Raw genomic sequence first — 15,513 nt, 5'->3', positions numbered from 1 at the left:
AATGTTGGAGGGGCTATTGTGAGCAAAGAAACAATACTTGTCGTAGATGATGAAAAAGAAATTAGGGATCTCATTACCATCTATTTAAAAAATGAAGGATATGAAGTATTACAGGCCGGGGATGGTGCAGAGGGATTAGAGTTAGTAAAGAAACATCAAGTGCACTTAGTCGTATTAGATATTATGATGCCGAAAGTAGATGGTATTCATATGTGTATGAAAGTACGGGAAATAGCTGAGATGCCGATTATTATGTTGTCTGCCAAAACACAAGACATGGACAAAATTTTAGGATTAACAACCGGGGCAGATGATTATGTAACAAAGCCTTTTAATCCATTAGAATTGATTGCTCGAATTAAATCGCAGCTTCGCAGATATATGAAAATGAGCGGAGGCTTTATACAAGACGAAAATGAAATTGAAATTGGGGATATGAAAATTAATGTTGCAACACATGAGGTGATTGTTGCAGAGGAAGAAGTGAAATTGACACCGAGGGAGTTTTCGATTTTAGAGTTACTTGCTAGGAATCCCGGGATGGTATTTAGTGCGGATCAAATTTATGAGCGAATATGGAATGAACGACCCTTTCAATCTGATAATACTGTGATGGTACATATTCGGAAAATACGTGAGAAGATAGAAGAAAATTCAAGGAAACCTCGTTATATAAAAACAGTGTGGGGAGTGGGGTATAAGATTGAAAAGGATATTTAAACCATTTTATTATATGAATAAAAAGATAAAAATGTTAATAAATAAAATGATAAATGAAGTTCGTCGTAGCATTAGGATTCAATTAATTACTACGTTTATTTTTTGTGCCTTGTTAGGTTTTTTTGTAACGAGATTATCAACTCCATTTTTTGAAAAAGCAAATCAACATGCGGTAATTGATTATAGCAGTGGTATGGAGGAAATTAATGAGGAAGCAAAGCACACAGCAGAGACAATAGCGAGAGAAAATACAGTAGATGCGTTGCAAAACATGATTGATATGGAAAATCAAAATGCAGAACATGGACAGCATGCTTTAAAAGTGCTAGTTACAGATGAAACTGGTAAGGTTTTGTATAAAACAAAACAAGCAGAGGAAGAGCAAATTAACCTGCACGATACAATTCGAAATGTGATGTCTTTTGCTATTAACCGTCCAATTGATAATAATGGTTCAGGAGAAATTGAGGACTTGCATAAAGAATTTATCACGTTTTATCCAGTTACAATTGAAGGTAAAAATTTATATATGTTCGTAGGTGGCATTCCAAGAGGGGATGTTGTATATAGTACGACGGAAGGGCCTTTTCCATTTCTTATTGGCGTTATCGTATTTATCTTTTCTTTCTTCTATATAACGAAGCGAAAGATGAAGCAAATTGAAGCGATGGCACAAGGGGTAAAAGAGATTGCGAAGGGAAACTTAGCATATCGGATTGAGAAAAAGGGACAAGATGAAATGGCTTTATTAACAGAAAATATTAATCATATGGCAGAAGAGTTGATGGTGAATATTGAAAAAGAACGGAAAATTGAAAAACAAAAAAGTGAATTGATCACAAATGTATCACATGACTTACGAACGCCGCTTACTTCTATTATGGGGTATTTGCGTTTGCTTCGTGATGCCAAATATGAAAATAAAGAACAATATGATGAGTATGTAAGAGTTGCATTTTCAAAGTCAGAGCAGTTAAAGAACTTAATAGAAGATTTATTTGAGTACACAAAGCTAACAAATGAGAAAATCACATTAGAAAAGCAAGAAGTATGTGTAAACGAACTTCTTGATCAATTAATCGAAGAACTTGTACCCCAAGCAGAAGAACATAATCTTTCGTTTGTGAAGGAATTTCCTGAAGAGCGTCTATACGCTGCCTTGGATTCAGAAAAAATTGTCCGTGTGTTTGATAATTTATTAATGAATGCGATTAAATATAGTAAAGATGAGGGAGAAATTACAGTTTCACTTCAAAAGCAGCGTCGCAATATTTTCATTTCTGTTGAAAATCATAGCGAAGAATTTACAAAAGAAGAGCTTGAGAACGTATTTGAACGCTTTTATAAAAAAGATCAATCAAGAAGTAGAGTCTCAGAAGGTTCGGGACTTGGTCTTGCGATTGCGAAAAGTATTGTGGAACTGCAGGGCGGAGAAATTCGAGCAGAATATGAGAATGGGATAGTTCGGTTTATTATTGTGTTGCCGATTGTAGCGGCGGGATAAAGAGTTTGAAAGTTTCAGTATATATAAGAAAAAGCACCTCAACTTCTAATGAGGTGCTTTTTCTTATATATATTCACACACGTACAGCTGTACCGCTTACAGCAACCATTAACATTCCATCACGAACAACTTCGTAGTCTACATCGATACCGACAATTGCATTTGCACCTTTTTGCTTCGCAAGAGTTTTCATTTCTTCCATCGCAATATCACGTGCTTCTTTCAATTTACTTTCATATGCCCCAGAACGGCCGCCGACAACGTCACGAACAGAAGCGAATAGATCACGTACGATATTTGCACCCATAATTGCTTCACCGTTTACAATGTCAATATACTCAATAATTTCTTTGCCTTGAATAACAGAAGTTGTTGTTACGATCATTACCGACACTCTCCTATAATCTTTAAAAATTTATGATTGTTTCTTATGCTTTTATTATTGCATTGAAACAGGAAAGTAACTATTTAATAACCTTACATAAAGGTGACAGTTTCGTAAGGTTTCATAAGTGAAAAATGGAAGTGAAATTTTATCCCGCATTAACGGGCAGTAAGACCCCTACCTCAAGATTCAGGGAAAAGCGAAGAAGATAGGTGGGGGGTGGTTCACGACATGTCTATTAACTATCCATTTTTTGGGAAAATGGATAACAAAACAAAGAAGGGGGATAGACTTAGAAGAGTTTGTCCTATACTAAGAATACTTAAGTATAAAATTAGCTCAGATAATGGAGTTATTGATATGCAAAAATTTTTTCAATTTCATTCAAAATTGGATCCATTTCGTCTTTTTTCCAGGGAGCACTTATTGACGCTCGGAATCATTTTAGCCCTCAGTGTTCTTCTGTTTATTTTTAGAAAACAGCTTCAAGAGCAGGGAAGAGAACGACTTTTTCGTTTCTCTCTAGCGTTTCTCTTATTGGCTTTTGAAGTTCTTAATCATCTCTGGCTCGTGTATGAGAATGCTTGGTCGCCTAAAACGGCTTTGCCGCTTCAACTTAGTGATTTAGCTGTCATTTTGGCTATTGTGATGTTACTGACGAGAAGCTACAGACTTTTTCAATTTATGTATTTTGCGGGATTAAGCAGTTCTATTCAAGCTATCCTTACACCTGATCTTGGAAAATTTTCGTTTCCCCATTTTCGATACATCGAGTTTTTTGTTTCGCATGGAGGAGTGGTGATAGCATGTTTGTTTATGGTGGCGGTCTGCAAATATCGACCGACCATTCCTTCCATGTGGGTGACCATTCTCATTGTTAATCTTTATGCAGCTTGCGTATTTTTTCTTGATAAGTGGTTAGGAGCGAACTATCTGTATATCATGAAAAGGCCCAAAAGCGCTTCTCTTTTAGACTATCTCGGACCGTGGCCGTGGTATCTTCTCTCGCTGGAGTTCATGATGATTGTAAGCTTTTATCTTCTGTACAGTCCATTTTGGTTAACAAGGAAAATAGGAAGAAAGTAATTGAGTCGTCTTAAGAAGATGAAGGATTCGGCTTATATAGATAAGGAGTTTCACGTTATAAAGGGAAGTACTGTGAAAGTATTAGACAAGGAAAAAATGCAGTTTCAAGCAACGTTTCAATTGGACGGAGAGTATGGCGTGAAGAATTTCAGCTTGAAGGATTATGTATTAGAAGTGGAGATGTCGCCGTTTCACCCTGATAAGACATTGCCGCCAGTTCAGATTAAATTAAAGTAAAACCATACTTCATGATTTGACATGCAATTGGTTATAGTAACAAAGGAACGATAATCAAGGAGGCTACTTTAGTGGACAACACAAGTAATTTTGTAGAGAAATTGCACGATACACAGGAAAAAGCTGAAAGAAATAAAAAGCGTCAAGGCAATGGGAATCCAGGCAAAAAAAAGCCAAATAAAACGCATAAATAATCACGAAAAGTTCATGTAAAAAAACACCTCCGTATTGAGGAGGTGTTTTTTCTTTGGTTTTAGTCCCTTTTCTTTTCCTCAACTTCATGTGCATCGCTTCGCATTTGCTTTTTTATTGCGCACATATAGAAAAACCAAAACGAAAAGCGCGAGAACGAGTAACACCAATAATAAGATAGAAGCATAACGGTGAATGGAATGGCCGATTAGATGCCAATCTTTCCCGAATATCATTCCTAATTTAATAAAAGTGAAACTCCATATGAATGCTCCCGTGTAAGCGTAAAGGCAAAATTTCCGAAAGCTCAAACGGGAAATACCAGTTAAATAGGCGGTAACATGTCTAACTCCCGGAATAAAGTAACTAAAAATCAATAAAGGTGGGCCAATTTTTTGAAAGAGAGTTCGTGTCCGAGCGATTTTATTTTCTGTAATGTGCAGTTTAGGACCAAATTTCTTTAAGAAGGGAAGTCCAAGTATTTTTCCTAATATATAACTAAGTGTAATGCCAATTGAAGAGCCAACCCATGCAGTTAGTAAGGCAAGAGAAAATATCATCTTTTTTTGAAATATAGAGTACCCTACAAAAGTTAATAAAGTTTCATCGGGTATCGGTAATCCGATAATTCCTCCAACTAAAGCAATGATCAGTCCGAAATATCCATAATGGGAAATGATATAAGTTAAGTGCTGTTCTATTTGTAATCACCGTCCGTCTCATATGCATTAAGAATTACTATGTATTCTTCCTAGTTTCACCCAATTACATGTAATCATTACTATACGGATCATTTACTTTGCATGAAATAGCATGTATAAAAACGCCCCGTAATTAAATACTAAACATATTAAATTTGCTATTTTCTTTATTATAATCCAAAAAGGGGCTGTAAGCATGATTTTAAAACAACCGTATAAGTTCTGGATTGCCTTCGTGAGCGCGCTATTCATCATAACAAATCTCGTTTTTCCGCTTGGAAAGGCATTCGCAGAAGTGATGGATCATACGAAGTATCAAATGGATTGGAGTTATAGTAAATCTTTAAAGAAACCAATTCGAACTGAGCTCATTAAAACAGCAGATGGAAAAATTGCCTTTTGTTTAAATGTGCATTTAAAATCACCAAGCGGTCAGGATTTACCTGAAATAGGAAAAGCAGATATTGGGGTATACCGTGTATTACTCAATGGATATCCGGTAAAAAGTCCGCAAGAGCTCGGTGTATCGACTTGGGAAGAAGCGCATTATGCAACGCAGTTAGCTGTATGGAATGCGCTGAAGCAAATCGATATTAATGATTTAGATCATCGCAATAAAAATGTAGGAAAAGCAATGAAAGAAATTGTTGCAAAAGCGGAGAGCAGCCAAGAAGTGCAAGAGATTACGATGAATGTAACTCCAACAGAAAAGCAAACAGCAACGTTAAAAAATGATTTCTTTGAAACCGATTTGTATACAGTGGAAACAAATGCAACAAAAGGTACGTATCAAGTGCAAGCAACGAATGCACCTGAAGGTGTAAAGTTTGTGAATGAAAATGGCGAAGCAAAAACACAGTTTAACGTAGGAGAAAAATTTCGTGTTTTAATTCCAAAAGCAACAAAAACAGGAGAATTTAGTTTTAAAGTTGTTGCAAACCTTTCGAGGTTACAAGCTATTAAATATAAAGGTACTCCTGCAATCCAAGATGCAACAGTTCTTTTAGAACGAGGAGAAGAGAAAGCAAGTCCTGACTTGTTAGTAAATTGGGAAGCGCCAGCACCTTCTAAAAAGAAAAGATAATAACAAATCCCAACGCTTCGAGTTAGTATGAAACGTTGGGATTTTTAATTTCTAAAATTTTTTAAAAAACGACGGACATAAAATCGTATGTCCTTTCGAATAATATAGTGTAACGTTGTAAACACAATATTTATATATAAAGAGGAGAGAGGGAACATGATAGAAAAATATGAAGATATCGCTGAAATATTAAAGGTATTAGCGCATCCTGTGCGTTTATGTTTAGTAGAAACCATGCTTGCAAAAGGCCCTACGAATGTAACAACAATGTATGAAAAATTGGGAATGCCTCAAAGTACAATTAGTCAACATTTAGCCAAGTTAAAAGCTGCTAAAATCGTTTCGGGCACTCGAAAAGGGTTAGAAATTTATTATGAAGTAGTGGATAATCGTACGAAAACGATATTATTAAACCTTGTGTAATTTTCTTGTCTTTGTAGTAAACGAGTGAAACGGAAACTGTGGAACTTGCTACTTTCGCAAAAGACATAAAACACCCCCAATTTGGGGTATCACATTCCGATCACTTTTTCAGTCTAATGCTATTTTTTAACAGTCTAATAATTTATCGTAGATTTTAAAATATTTCTTAATAAAATATTAGGCTGTTAACCGAATAATAGAGAAAAGAAAACAAAAATCATAAAAAAAAGCGCAATTCTTTTAGAAGGAATTGCGCTTTTTTTATGTGCATTATATTTTTATGTCAGAAAAACTAACATGACTTATTTTTATGAAAGCGTTTGTATTATAGAGTATTAACGAGGAAAATAGAGTATTAACGAGATAAATTTATATGAAATTGTTGTTTTGTCGAAAATTGTTGATTTTTGAACGATTTTAGGATATAATTCAATTTATGTGAAAAAAAGGGAGGGGACAATATGATTGACATTTTAGAAAAATTCATCGGAGTAACGAATAATATTCTATGGACTTATGTTATTATTGCAATGTTAATTGGCTTAGGCCTTTATTTTTCTTTTAAACTTAAATTTGTTCAAATTCGTCATCTAGGGGAAATGATGCGTTTAATGACGGATGGATTGACAGGAAAGACGCGTAAAAAAGGCAGCGTTTCTTCTTTCCAAGCTTTCTGTATGAGTTCTGCAGCCCGTATTGGGATCGGGAACTTAGCAGGTGTAGCATTAGCGATTTCTTTGGGAGGTCCAGGTGCGGTATTTTGGATGTGGTTAATTGCGCTTATTGGGGCATCTTCAAGTTTTGTAGAGAGCACATTAGCGCAAATTTATAAAATAAAAGATGGCAGCGGGTTCCGCGGCGGTCCAGCTTATTATATGGAAAAAGGTTTAAATAAGCGTTGGATGGGAATTTTATTCTCGATCTTAATTACAATTAGTTATGGACTGATTTTCAACTCAGTACAAGCAAACACAGTTACACTTGCATTTAAGAATGCATTTGGTATTGACCGTTATATAGTTGGAATTGCACTTTCTCTTTTAGTTGCAGTTATTATTTTTGGCGGTGTTAAGAGTATCGCACGTATGTCAGAACTGATTGTGCCACCAATGGCAATTGTATATATTGGAATTGCATTGTTTGTTGTTCTTAAAAACATCACATTGCTTCCAGATGTATTTACAGAAATCTTCACGAATGCATTTGGTTTACAAGAAGCAGTGGGCGGCGGCGTTGGTGCTGCGATTATGATGGGTATTAAGCGTGGTTTATTTGCGAACGAAGCAGGTATGGGTAGTGCACCGAATGCAGCAGCAACAGCGGACGTATCTCACCCTGCGAAGCAAGGATATATTCAAACGATTGGTGTATTAGTCGATACGTTCTTAGTATGTACATCTACAGCATTTATCGTACTATGCTCTGGTGCTTACAAAACGCCAGGTTTAACAGGTATTGAGTTAACACAAGTTGCGTTAAGTTCACAAGTCGGATCTTGGGCAAGTGGTTTCTTAGCGATTATTATCTTTTTATTTGCTTTTAGTTCTCTACTAGGAAACTATTATTATGGTGAAACAAATATTGAGTTTATTAAAACGAGCAAGACTTGGTTAACGGTATATCGTATTGCGGTAGTTGGAATGGTTATGTTCGGTTCTGTTGCAGCTGTACAAATTGTTTGGGACATGGCTGATTTATTCATGGGCTTCATGGTAATCACAAACTTAATTGCAATTGCACTTCTTGGTAAATTTGCATTTGCTGCACTTAAAGACTATGTGAAGCAGAAAAAGCAAGGGAAAGACCCTGTATTCCATGCAAGCTCTATCCCAGGATTAAAGAATGCGGAATGCTGGGAAGATTCAGTTGCTGGAAAAGAAAAACAAGTAGGTTAGTGGTACAAAAAGAACATAGAAGAAAGATTCTATGTTCTTTTTTTGGCTATTTTTCCCTTTAAAAAATATATTGCATTTCTGAAAGATAACGCTTACAATTTGCTTATGGATAGAACAAAATGATATCATTCTCATATTCCACATGAATTATGTAGTATATAAATTTGCACAATGCAAACGCTTACGGGTGTAGGTGGTAATTTATTTTTAGAGGTACTTATTTTTTTAATCTGAATTGTCAGACGTCTATCGTTCAACGACTAATAGGGAATAATAGATGAAACGAAAAAAATGGAGGATTCACGTATGAAATTTGTTATGTTTCTTGTAGGATTAATAGCTGTATTTTTCCTAGCGTTTCTTGTAAGTACTGATCGGAAAAAGATTAAATATAAGCCAATTGCTATAATGCTTGTTATTCAATTAGGATTATCATATTTCTTACTAAATACACAGATTGGATATTATTTAGTTAAAGGAATTTCTGACGGATTTAGTGCAATTTTAAAATTTGCGGACGCTGGAATTAGCTTTGTATTTGGCGGGCTTGTAAATAAAGGAGAATATACGTTTTTCCTTTCTGTATTACTTCCAATTATTTTCTTAGCGGTGTTAATTGGAATTCTGCAACATCTTAGAATTTTACCAGTTATTATTAAAGCGGTTGGATTTTTATTAAGTAAAGTAAATGGTTTAGGAAGACTAGAATCTTATAATGCAGTAGCAGCGGCAATTGTTGGTCAAGGGGAAGTATTTATTACAGTTAAAGATCAACTAAGCAAGTTACCAAAAAATCGTTTATATACGCTATGTGCATCTTCTATGTCAACAGTATCTATGTCAATCGTTGGTTCTTACATGAAAATGATTGATCCTAAATATGTTGTAACAGCACTTGTTTTAAACTTATTTAGCGGATTTATTATCATTCACATTTTAAATCCTTACGATGTAAGTGAAGAAGAGGATATTTTAGAGTTACAAGAGGACAAGCACCAAACGTTCTTCGAAATGCTAGGCGAGTACATTATGTTAGGATTTTCAATTGCAGTTACAGTAGCAGCGATGTTAATCGGATTCATTGCATTGATGGCAGCAATTAACGGTCTATTTGATTCTATTTTCGGTATTACATTCCAAACGATCTTAGGATATGTGTTCTCACCATTAGCGTTCATCATGGGTATTCCATCATCTGAGATGGTAACAGCTGGACAAATTATGGCAACAAAATTAGTAACAAACGAATTCGTTGCAATGCTTGATTTAGGAAAAGCAGCAGCTCATTTAACACCTCGTACAATTGGTATTTTATCTGTATTCCTTGTATCATTTGCGAACTTCTCATCTATCGGAATTATCGCAGGTGCAACGAAGAGTATCGATGCAAAACAAGCAAACGTTGTATCTTCTTTCGGATTAAAACTTGTATACGGTGCAACGTTAGTAAGTGTGTTATCAGCAATTATCGTTGGGGTAATGCTATAAAAAAGAAAAAAAGCAATGAGCAGCGGGCTCATTGCTTTTTTTGTTGCGTGCCCAGCTAAGCTGGGCACTGCTCACTGGTGAAAGTCCGGTCTAGGTAAGAATCAAGTCGCCTAGTAACTGACAGGCAATCGGGGGAGGAATTCTAAGATTGAAGCCCTGTGAAAAAGTAACTTCTTACTAGAAGTGCGAGCGAATTAGCAGACCGTAACATAAAGTGAACCTTGCCGCCTCGTCAAGAGCACCCTAGCAATAGGAGAAAGGGAAGTCGAGCCTGGAGTTAATAGGTGAAGACCATGGAAGATGTGAAGAACTTGGAAATGCAACATCGAAGAATCCCTCGGGGTAAGGAGGACGGTATGCCTCACGTACAGTTTTCTACTCTACTACCTCTGTGCCCACCTAGGCATGGCGAACTGCTCTTTACCGTGTGAGTAACCCCTCCTTATCCACCTTCTGGTCTGATTGAAGAAGGGGAATTCTTTTGGAAGCATGTTAAAAAGAAAGAGGAGTACATAGATTATTTACAATACACAAAATCGTAACAAAGTAGACAGTATATTTAGAGATTTCAAAAGGTGTATGTCACTTTCTTGTTGAATAAGTTATGTAGAGAATTTTGACCAAATAAAAACCCGAATCATAGATAAACATGATTCGGGCTATCATTCAGATTAGTAAGCTAAGCTGAATAATCCTTTAATGTGTGATAAGTAACGAACGTTACTTGCTTCTTTCATTAATGATGCTGGTAAGCCTTTAAGTGGAGTTGAGCTTGCTCCGATTGTAGCAACAGCATCTTTACGTCCTAGACTTGCAAGTGTTCCAGAGTTTACTGGTGCGAACTCTTCGAATGCTTTGCCTTCTAGTGCTGCGTATAAGTTGTATCCAATTAACTCACCCATTTGCCAAGCGATTTGTGCAGTTGGTGGGTATGGACGACCGTCTGGAGCGAAGACAACAGCGCTGTCTCCAGCAACGAATACGTCTTTATGAGAAGTAGATTGAAGGTATTCGTTAACAGTTGCACGGCCGCGGTTTACTTCAAGACCTGATTCACCGATTAATGGGTTACCTTGTACGCCGCCTGTCCAAACGAATGTGTTAGCAACGATTTTTTGACCGTCTTTTAAGTCGATTTCATTGCCAGCAACGTTTGTTACAGGAAGACCTGTTAAGAATTTAACGCCGCGTGCTTCTAAGCTAGTAGTTGCACGTTCAATTAAATGGTCAGGTAATACTGGAAGGATTTTTGGGCCTGCTTCAACAAGAAGAAGTGTAACTTCTTTTGGATTTACGCCGTGGCTTTTTGCAAGTTTAGGCATAATGTCAGCAAGTTCACCAACTAGCTCAACGCCAGTTAATCCGCCGCCGCCGATTAAGATTGTAGCATCAGCTTCGTTTTTCGTTTTAGCGTATTCACGAATACGGTCTTCAACGTGTTTGTAGATTTTGTTTGCATCAGCAGCAGATTTTAATACCATGCTGTTTTCTTCTAGTCCTGGAATACCGAAGTAAGCAGTTTTACTTCCTAAAGCAACTACAAGTGCATCGTAAGATAAAGTAGTGCCACCAGCTAGTTTAATTTCTTTGCTATCAACTGAGAATGACTCAACTGTTGCGATTTTAAGATCGATATCTTTGCCTTTGAAAAGTTTTTCTAATGGCATAGCAATTGCCTGTTCAGAAATATTTCCTGCTGCAAGGCGGTGTAGTTCCGTAATAATTTGATGTGTTGGATATTGGTTGATAACTGTAACTTGTGCTTCTGATTTGCTGTAATGTTTACGTACATTTAAAGCTGCAAGAAGTCCGCCATAACCAGCACCTAAGATGACAATTTGTTTTGACATAGTATGATATCCCCCGTCTTTACTAATTGTTGTGTAAGAAAGAATTATTTATGATTGCGTTCTGCAGTAATTTGAAGATAAGCGTTTACAAAGCGAAACATTTTTTGTGCTTGCGGATCTTTTAGCATTCTTAAAAGGCCAAAAAGACCGATAACTTCGTTGCTTTCTTCAGCGCGATCTTTCGCTTCGATAGCAGTTGCAGCAATGGCTTTCACTGTATCTTTTACAGGTTCTGCAAGTTCTTGGATTGCTCCAACAGTATCATTTTTTAATACTTCATCAGTAGCGACTGCTTGAGCGAAATCATAAGACTTTGTTAAAATGTTAACGAGCTCAGTTAATTTTGGAAGTTGTTCTACTAATGTAGTTAAAGACTCTTGAACTTCAGGCTTTAATAGCTGATCAAGTACATCAAGCTGTCCTTGACTAGCAGAAATTTGTAATGATTCTTGTTCAGGCTTTGTTTGAGTGATTGTTTCTGGCATCTCCAATTCTCCTTTACGATAGCAATACTTCTTAAATTTTTGGGAATGAAAGAAGATTCCCCATTACAGGTAAGATTTCTTCGTCCGTAACAACTCGAGGAAATTTGTAAAAATTTACACAAAGATTTAGGGCAAGCTGCTCTTAAAGTTACTATTGCCGGTGAATATGTCTTTTCAAACCGTTGCAACATTCGAATGAACTATAAGTAATCACCGAATCTGAAATAGTAAATTTTAAAAGGCTAGTTGCGTCCTCTAGCTTATGGACTTGTCCAGTAAAAGACTTTGCCTACCAACTGAGTATATTATATACTGTAATACACCTATGTTAACATAAAAATGATTATTAAGCATTCGATTTTAATGACTATAATCTACGAACCTACAGGGCGTTATATCTGTTTTTTTATTCCAATTTTACAATGTAAGAAGCATAAATTGACGAAAGCGGTTGATTTATGCTTTTTCTGTTCCAGTTTTCTACTCTACTACTCAGCTGGTGGTGTAAACGTGCGTTTTTCTAATTCAGCATCTAACATAAACAATGCATTTGAATCGTTTGTAATTCGCTTTAATTTTTGAATGGTGCTATCGAAAGATGCTTCTTCTTCAACTTGCTCGTCAACGAACCATTTTAAGAAGGTGATCGTAGCATGCTCGCGCTCATCCCACGCAATGTCAGATAGGTGATAAATTCGCTTTGTAACTTCACGTTCATGTTCGAGTCCAGTTTCAAAAGCAGTTAAAATGGATTCGTACTCGTTATTTGGATTCTCAAATCCAGTAATAATCGCACGCTCACCGCGATCATTAATATAATTGTAAAGCTTCATTGCATGGAAACGTTCTTCCTCTGCTTGTACAAGAAAGAAGTTGGCAAATCCATCGTAGTTTTCTGACGTACAGTAAGCCGCCATCGCCATATACACATGGGCGGAGTAAAACTCAAAGTTCATTTGATCATTTAGTGCTTCACGTAATGTTGGAGATAACATAAAAAGCCCCTTTCATATTATTACGATATAATCATATCGTAAATGAAAATAATTCTCACTTATTATTCAAATCGCTTGGAGAGTTTCTTAACATGCGTTTCCATAATATCTTGTAAATCTAAATTATATTTTTGCGCTAAAATAATAAGATTTCCTAAAACATCTCCAATTTCTTCTTTTAATTCAATTGTTAATTCTTCTTCGCTCTTCTTTCGTTCATCTGGACGATCACGACCAATTTCAATAGCACGCACGACGCGAGAAACTTCTCCAACTTCCTCCGCTAAAAAATTAACACGAATAAAGGAATTATATTGTGCCCAGCCCCGCTCATAATAAAATTGTTCCACCCAGCTTTGAAATTCATTCGTGTTCATTCTTTCCCCAACCTTTCAATATGTAGTATGATTACATTGTAGCACAACAATATATGGTTTTGGGGTGGAGTAATGAAGCGTATTTGTGTATTTGCAGGATCGAATGTTGGAGAGCGTTCAGAGTTTCAAACAGAAGCTCGACAACTTGGAGAAATACTAGTTCAAAATAATATAGAGCTTGTATACGGAGGCTCTTGCGTTGGATTAATGGGAGAAGTAGCAAATCAAGTATTAGAGCTAGGCGGCCGTGTAACGGGTGTTATGCCTCGTGGATTATTTAGAGGAGAAATTGTTCACCAAGGCTTAACAGAACTAATCGAAGTAGAAACGATGCATGAGAGAAAAGCAAAAATGAGTGAACTTGCTGATGCATTTATTGCACTTCCAGGCGGTTATGGAACGTTTGAAGAACTGTTTGAAGTGGTGTGTTGGTCGCAAATTGGGATTCATGAAAAGCCTGTTGGATTGCTAAATATTGCAGAATTTTACACACCGTTATTACAAATGGTGGACCGTGCAGCAGAGGAAGGTTTTATGAACCCATCGAATAAAGAATTGCTTGTATCTGCAAAAACGGCTAATGAGTTGGTTCCTAAAATGAAAGAGTACAAACGACCAGTGATGGGAAATAAGTGGAAGCAGTTAACATAAAGTGAAACTTCCATCAGTGAGCGATTTTTTCACTGATGGTTAGTTGAACCAATCGGGTTTTTACGGGCAGTTAGCCCCCACTTACCTTCTTCGTTTTTTTCTGCATCTTGAGGTGGGGAACTTACTGCCCGTTAATGCGGGATAAAGTGAAACCGAGCGGAATTGTCCCGCTCGATTTTTTGGCTTGATATTTGTCGAATGCGGTCGAAGGGTCTTTATATTGTGTCGAATTGCCGATATATTAGAAAAAGCGCCGATATATCGGCGCCGTTTCCGTTTTTCTTATTGATTCAAGAATGCACGTAACATCCATGCATGTTTTTCAAGTTCAGTGTAGACGCCAAGTAGTAGATCAGATGTCATTTCATCGTCTGCATCTTGTGCGATTGTCATGCCTTTTTTCAGTTCACCAAGCATCATTTCATAGTCTTTCATAATTGCTTCAACCATCCCTTCGGCAGTTTCTCCGTAAGCTGCTTCTTGAACAGAAGATAGTTCTAAGTATTCTTTCATTGTTGCTACTGGTTTGCCGCCGATTGCTAAAATACGTTCTGCAATTTCATCGATGTTCGTAGCTGCTTCTGTATAAAATTGTTCGAATTTCTCATGTAATGTAAAGAACTGAGGTCCTGTTACGTACCAGTGGTAGTTGTGTAATTTTGTAAATAAAACGCTCCAGTTTGCTACTTGTTTGTTTAATACTTCAATAACTTGTGTATTCATGATATCAATCTCCTTCACGTTTTTATTGTTTTGTATCAATTACTAATTTATAATTATTATAATGTAATAGGAGGTATAAAATCAACCCTTTTTGCATATATAATTTTTAAATATTTTGTGACATAGGTGTAGGTTTAAAACAAGGAATAATGTGGCATACAGAGAAAAGAGAATAACATAGAAAGGAGAATGAATATGCAACTCCTATCTCAAAAGATATATCAACAAACTGGGAACTGGTATGTACTTGATGAAGATTTTCCATGGGATATAAATCAAGTAAAGAGGGATGTGTTCTCATTAATTGAACGGCGTGATGTACCTGTATTTTTCTGTGATACGTGTGAAACAAATGATGTGTTAGTACGATTAGGAGAAGAGGAAGAAGAATTTTTATTTCCGCTGAACGGATTTTATCATAAAGAAAAACGTTTAATTTTTGTTTGTATGTGGGAGAAGTATGAGCAGTTATTAGAAACATTGTTGCATGAGTTTCGGCATGATATGCAGCATGAACGAAAGTTATTGTATGTCGGTAATGAAATGTATGAAAAGCGGTGGATTGAGAAGGATGCAAGAGTGTTTGCGAAGAGAAAGATAAGAGAATATAGGAGGAAATATGCAAACTAAACATAGTGGATCCGGCACTATGTTTTAGTTTTACTTACAAAAAGAAAGTAATTGACATTTTTAAGGTTTAGTTCTAAACTATAGTTA

18 protein-coding genes are annotated in these 15,513 nt (G+C 36.4%); 11 read left to right on the top strand and 7 right to left on the bottom strand.

Translation table 11 applies throughout. From position 1 onward, the window contains the following. Nucleotides 1–18: 18 nt before the first annotated feature. The gene (locus NKR74_RS21870; protein ID WP_253630824.1) at nt 19–720 is read left to right on the top strand and encodes a response regulator transcription factor; all 702 of its coding nucleotides are present in this window, start codon (nt 19–21) and stop codon (nt 718–720) included. Continuing rightward, nucleotides 704–2,224 (top strand): sensor histidine kinase, encoded by a 1,521-nt coding sequence (locus NKR74_RS21865; RefSeq protein ID WP_253630823.1) that lies wholly within the window; start codon nt 704–706, stop codon nt 2,222–2,224. The genes NKR74_RS21870 and NKR74_RS21865 overlap by 17 nt, the downstream gene beginning before the upstream one ends. Nucleotides 2,225–2,297: 73 nt before the next feature. Here NKR74_RS21865 and NKR74_RS21860 read toward each other — a convergent pair whose 3' ends face one another. After that, nucleotides 2,298–2,609, bottom strand: coding sequence for a heavy metal-binding domain-containing protein (locus NKR74_RS21860; RefSeq protein ID WP_230574642.1), 312 nt, complete (start codon nt 2,607–2,609; stop codon nt 2,298–2,300). 360 nt (nt 2,610–2,969) lie between these two features. On the opposite strand from NKR74_RS21860, the gene NKR74_RS21855 reads away from it, so the two are divergent. The 3 genes from NKR74_RS21855 to NKR74_RS21845 all read left to right on the top strand — a co-directional run bounded on the left by NKR74_RS21855 (nt 2,970) and on the right by NKR74_RS21845 (nt 4,126). Next, nucleotides 2,970–3,695 (top strand): YwaF family protein, encoded by a 726-nt coding sequence (locus NKR74_RS21855; protein WP_253631196.1) that lies wholly within the window; start codon nt 2,970–2,972, stop codon nt 3,693–3,695. Next, on the top strand, nt 3,696–3,932 hold the full coding sequence (locus NKR74_RS21850) for a hypothetical protein (RefSeq protein ID WP_253630822.1): 237 nt from the start codon (nt 3,696–3,698) through the stop codon (nt 3,930–3,932). Between the two features lie 71 nt (nt 3,933–4,003). Then, a complete protein-coding gene (locus tag NKR74_RS21845; RefSeq protein ID WP_098308933.1) occupies nt 4,004–4,126 on the top strand; it encodes a DUF4023 domain-containing protein in 123 nt (40 codons plus the stop codon). Between the two features lie 84 nt (nt 4,127–4,210). Here NKR74_RS21845 and NKR74_RS21840 read toward each other — a convergent pair whose 3' ends face one another. Further along, a complete protein-coding gene (locus tag NKR74_RS21840; RefSeq protein WP_253631195.1) occupies nt 4,211–4,825 on the bottom strand; it encodes a DedA family protein in 615 nt (204 codons plus the stop codon). Nucleotides 4,826–5,021: 196 nt separating this feature from the next. Here NKR74_RS21840 and NKR74_RS21835 point away from each other — a divergent pair, with 196 nt between their 5' ends. From NKR74_RS21835 to NKR74_RS21820, 4 genes are all read left to right on the top strand, one after another. Further along, nucleotides 5,022–5,909 carry a thioester domain-containing protein gene (locus NKR74_RS21835; RefSeq protein ID WP_253630821.1) on the top strand — a complete coding sequence of 296 codons (888 nt, stop codon included), beginning with the start codon at nt 5,022–5,024 and terminating at the stop codon, nt 5,907–5,909. A gap of 156 nt (nt 5,910–6,065) precedes the next feature. Continuing rightward, nucleotides 6,066–6,332, top strand: coding sequence for an ArsR/SmtB family transcription factor (locus tag NKR74_RS21830; protein WP_253630820.1), 267 nt, complete (start codon nt 6,066–6,068; stop codon nt 6,330–6,332). A 464-nt stretch (nt 6,333–6,796) separates the two neighbouring features. Next, nucleotides 6,797–8,227, top strand: a complete 1,431-nt coding sequence (locus NKR74_RS21825) for an alanine/glycine:cation symporter family protein (protein WP_253631194.1) — start codon at nt 6,797–6,799, stop codon at nt 8,225–8,227. A 306-nt stretch (nt 8,228–8,533) separates the two neighbouring features. After that, nucleotides 8,534–9,715 carry a NupC/NupG family nucleoside CNT transporter gene (locus NKR74_RS21820; RefSeq protein WP_098308924.1) on the top strand — a complete coding sequence of 394 codons (1,182 nt, stop codon included), beginning with the start codon at nt 8,534–8,536 and terminating at the stop codon, nt 9,713–9,715. 671 nt (nt 9,716–10,386) lie between these two features. Here the strand turns inward: NKR74_RS21820 and NKR74_RS21815 are convergent. The 4 genes from NKR74_RS21815 to NKR74_RS21800 all read right to left on the bottom strand — a co-directional run bounded on the left by NKR74_RS21815 (nt 10,387) and on the right by NKR74_RS21800 (nt 13,422). Continuing rightward, a complete protein-coding gene (locus NKR74_RS21815) occupies nt 10,387–11,565 on the bottom strand; it encodes an NAD(P)/FAD-dependent oxidoreductase (protein WP_253630819.1) in 1,179 nt (392 codons plus the stop codon). A 44-nt stretch (nt 11,566–11,609) separates the two neighbouring features. Next, the gene (locus NKR74_RS21810) at nt 11,610–12,050 is read right to left on the bottom strand and encodes a DUF1641 domain-containing protein (protein ID WP_253630818.1); all 441 of its coding nucleotides are present in this window, start codon (nt 12,048–12,050) and stop codon (nt 11,610–11,612) included. Nucleotides 12,051–12,538: 488 nt separating this feature from the next. Then, on the bottom strand, nt 12,539–13,045 hold the full coding sequence (locus NKR74_RS21805; protein ID WP_253630817.1) for a ferritin: 507 nt from the start codon (nt 13,043–13,045) through the stop codon (nt 12,539–12,541). A 62-nt stretch (nt 13,046–13,107) separates the two neighbouring features. Beyond that, the gene (locus NKR74_RS21800; RefSeq protein ID WP_230574658.1) at nt 13,108–13,422 is read right to left on the bottom strand and encodes a MazG-like family protein; all 315 of its coding nucleotides are present in this window, start codon (nt 13,420–13,422) and stop codon (nt 13,108–13,110) included. A gap of 72 nt (nt 13,423–13,494) precedes the next feature. On the opposite strand from NKR74_RS21800, the gene NKR74_RS21795 reads away from it, so the two are divergent. Then, nucleotides 13,495–14,073: an LOG family protein gene (locus NKR74_RS21795; protein WP_253630816.1), complete on the top strand. Its 579-nt coding sequence runs from the start codon at nt 13,495–13,497 to the stop codon at nt 14,071–14,073. 282 nt (nt 14,074–14,355) lie between these two features. Here the strand turns inward: NKR74_RS21795 and NKR74_RS21790 are convergent, their stop codons facing one another. Then, complete coding sequence (locus NKR74_RS21790) at nt 14,356–14,796, bottom strand: Dps family protein (protein ID WP_253630815.1); 441 nt, start codon at nt 14,794–14,796, stop codon at nt 14,356–14,358. A gap of 195 nt (nt 14,797–14,991) precedes the next feature. Between NKR74_RS21790 and NKR74_RS21785 the strand changes: the two genes are divergently transcribed. Then, nucleotides 14,992–15,426 (top strand): DUF3920 family protein, encoded by a 435-nt coding sequence (locus NKR74_RS21785; RefSeq protein ID WP_253630814.1) that lies wholly within the window; start codon nt 14,992–14,994, stop codon nt 15,424–15,426. Nucleotides 15,427–15,513 lie beyond the last annotated feature (87 nt).

Source organism: Bacillus sp. 3103sda1 (genome assembly GCF_024159135.1).
Taxonomy (GTDB): Bacteria; Bacillota; Bacilli; order Bacillales; family Bacillaceae_G; genus Bacillus_A; species Bacillus_A rhizoplanae.
This window is presented reverse-complemented; position numbering and strand designations above follow the sequence as displayed.

Coding starts and splice junctions, on each gene's coding strand:
- NKR74_RS21860 (WP_230574642.1), bottom strand. CDS start 2,609: ATGATCGTAACAACAACTTCTGTTATTCAAGGCAAAGAAATTATTGAG.
- NKR74_RS21855 (WP_253631196.1), top strand. CDS start 2,970: ATGCAAAAATTTTTTCAATTTCATTCAAAATTGGATCCATTTCGTCTT.
- NKR74_RS21835 (WP_253630821.1), top strand. CDS start 5,022: ATGATTTTAAAACAACCGTATAAGTTCTGGATTGCCTTCGTGAGCGCG.
- NKR74_RS21830 (WP_253630820.1), top strand. CDS start 6,066: ATGATAGAAAAATATGAAGATATCGCTGAAATATTAAAGGTATTAGCG.
- NKR74_RS21820 (WP_098308924.1), top strand. CDS start 8,534: ATGAAATTTGTTATGTTTCTTGTAGGATTAATAGCTGTATTTTTCCTA.
- NKR74_RS21815 (WP_253630819.1), bottom strand. CDS start 11,565: ATGTCAAAACAAATTGTCATCTTAGGTGCTGGTTATGGCGGACTTCTT.
- NKR74_RS21810 (WP_253630818.1), bottom strand. CDS start 12,050: ATGCCAGAAACAATCACTCAAACAAAGCCTGAACAAGAATCATTACAA.
- NKR74_RS21805 (WP_253630817.1), bottom strand. CDS start 13,045: ATGTTATCTCCAACATTACGTGAAGCACTAAATGATCAAATGAACTTT.
- NKR74_RS21800 (WP_230574658.1), bottom strand. CDS start 13,422: ATGAACACGAATGAATTTCAAAGCTGGGTGGAACAATTTTATTATGAG.
- NKR74_RS21795 (WP_253630816.1), top strand. CDS start 13,495: ATGAAGCGTATTTGTGTATTTGCAGGATCGAATGTTGGAGAGCGTTCA.
- NKR74_RS21790 (WP_253630815.1), bottom strand. CDS start 14,796: ATGAATACACAAGTTATTGAAGTATTAAACAAACAAGTAGCAAACTGG.
- NKR74_RS21785 (WP_253630814.1), top strand. CDS start 14,992: ATGCAACTCCTATCTCAAAAGATATATCAACAAACTGGGAACTGGTAT.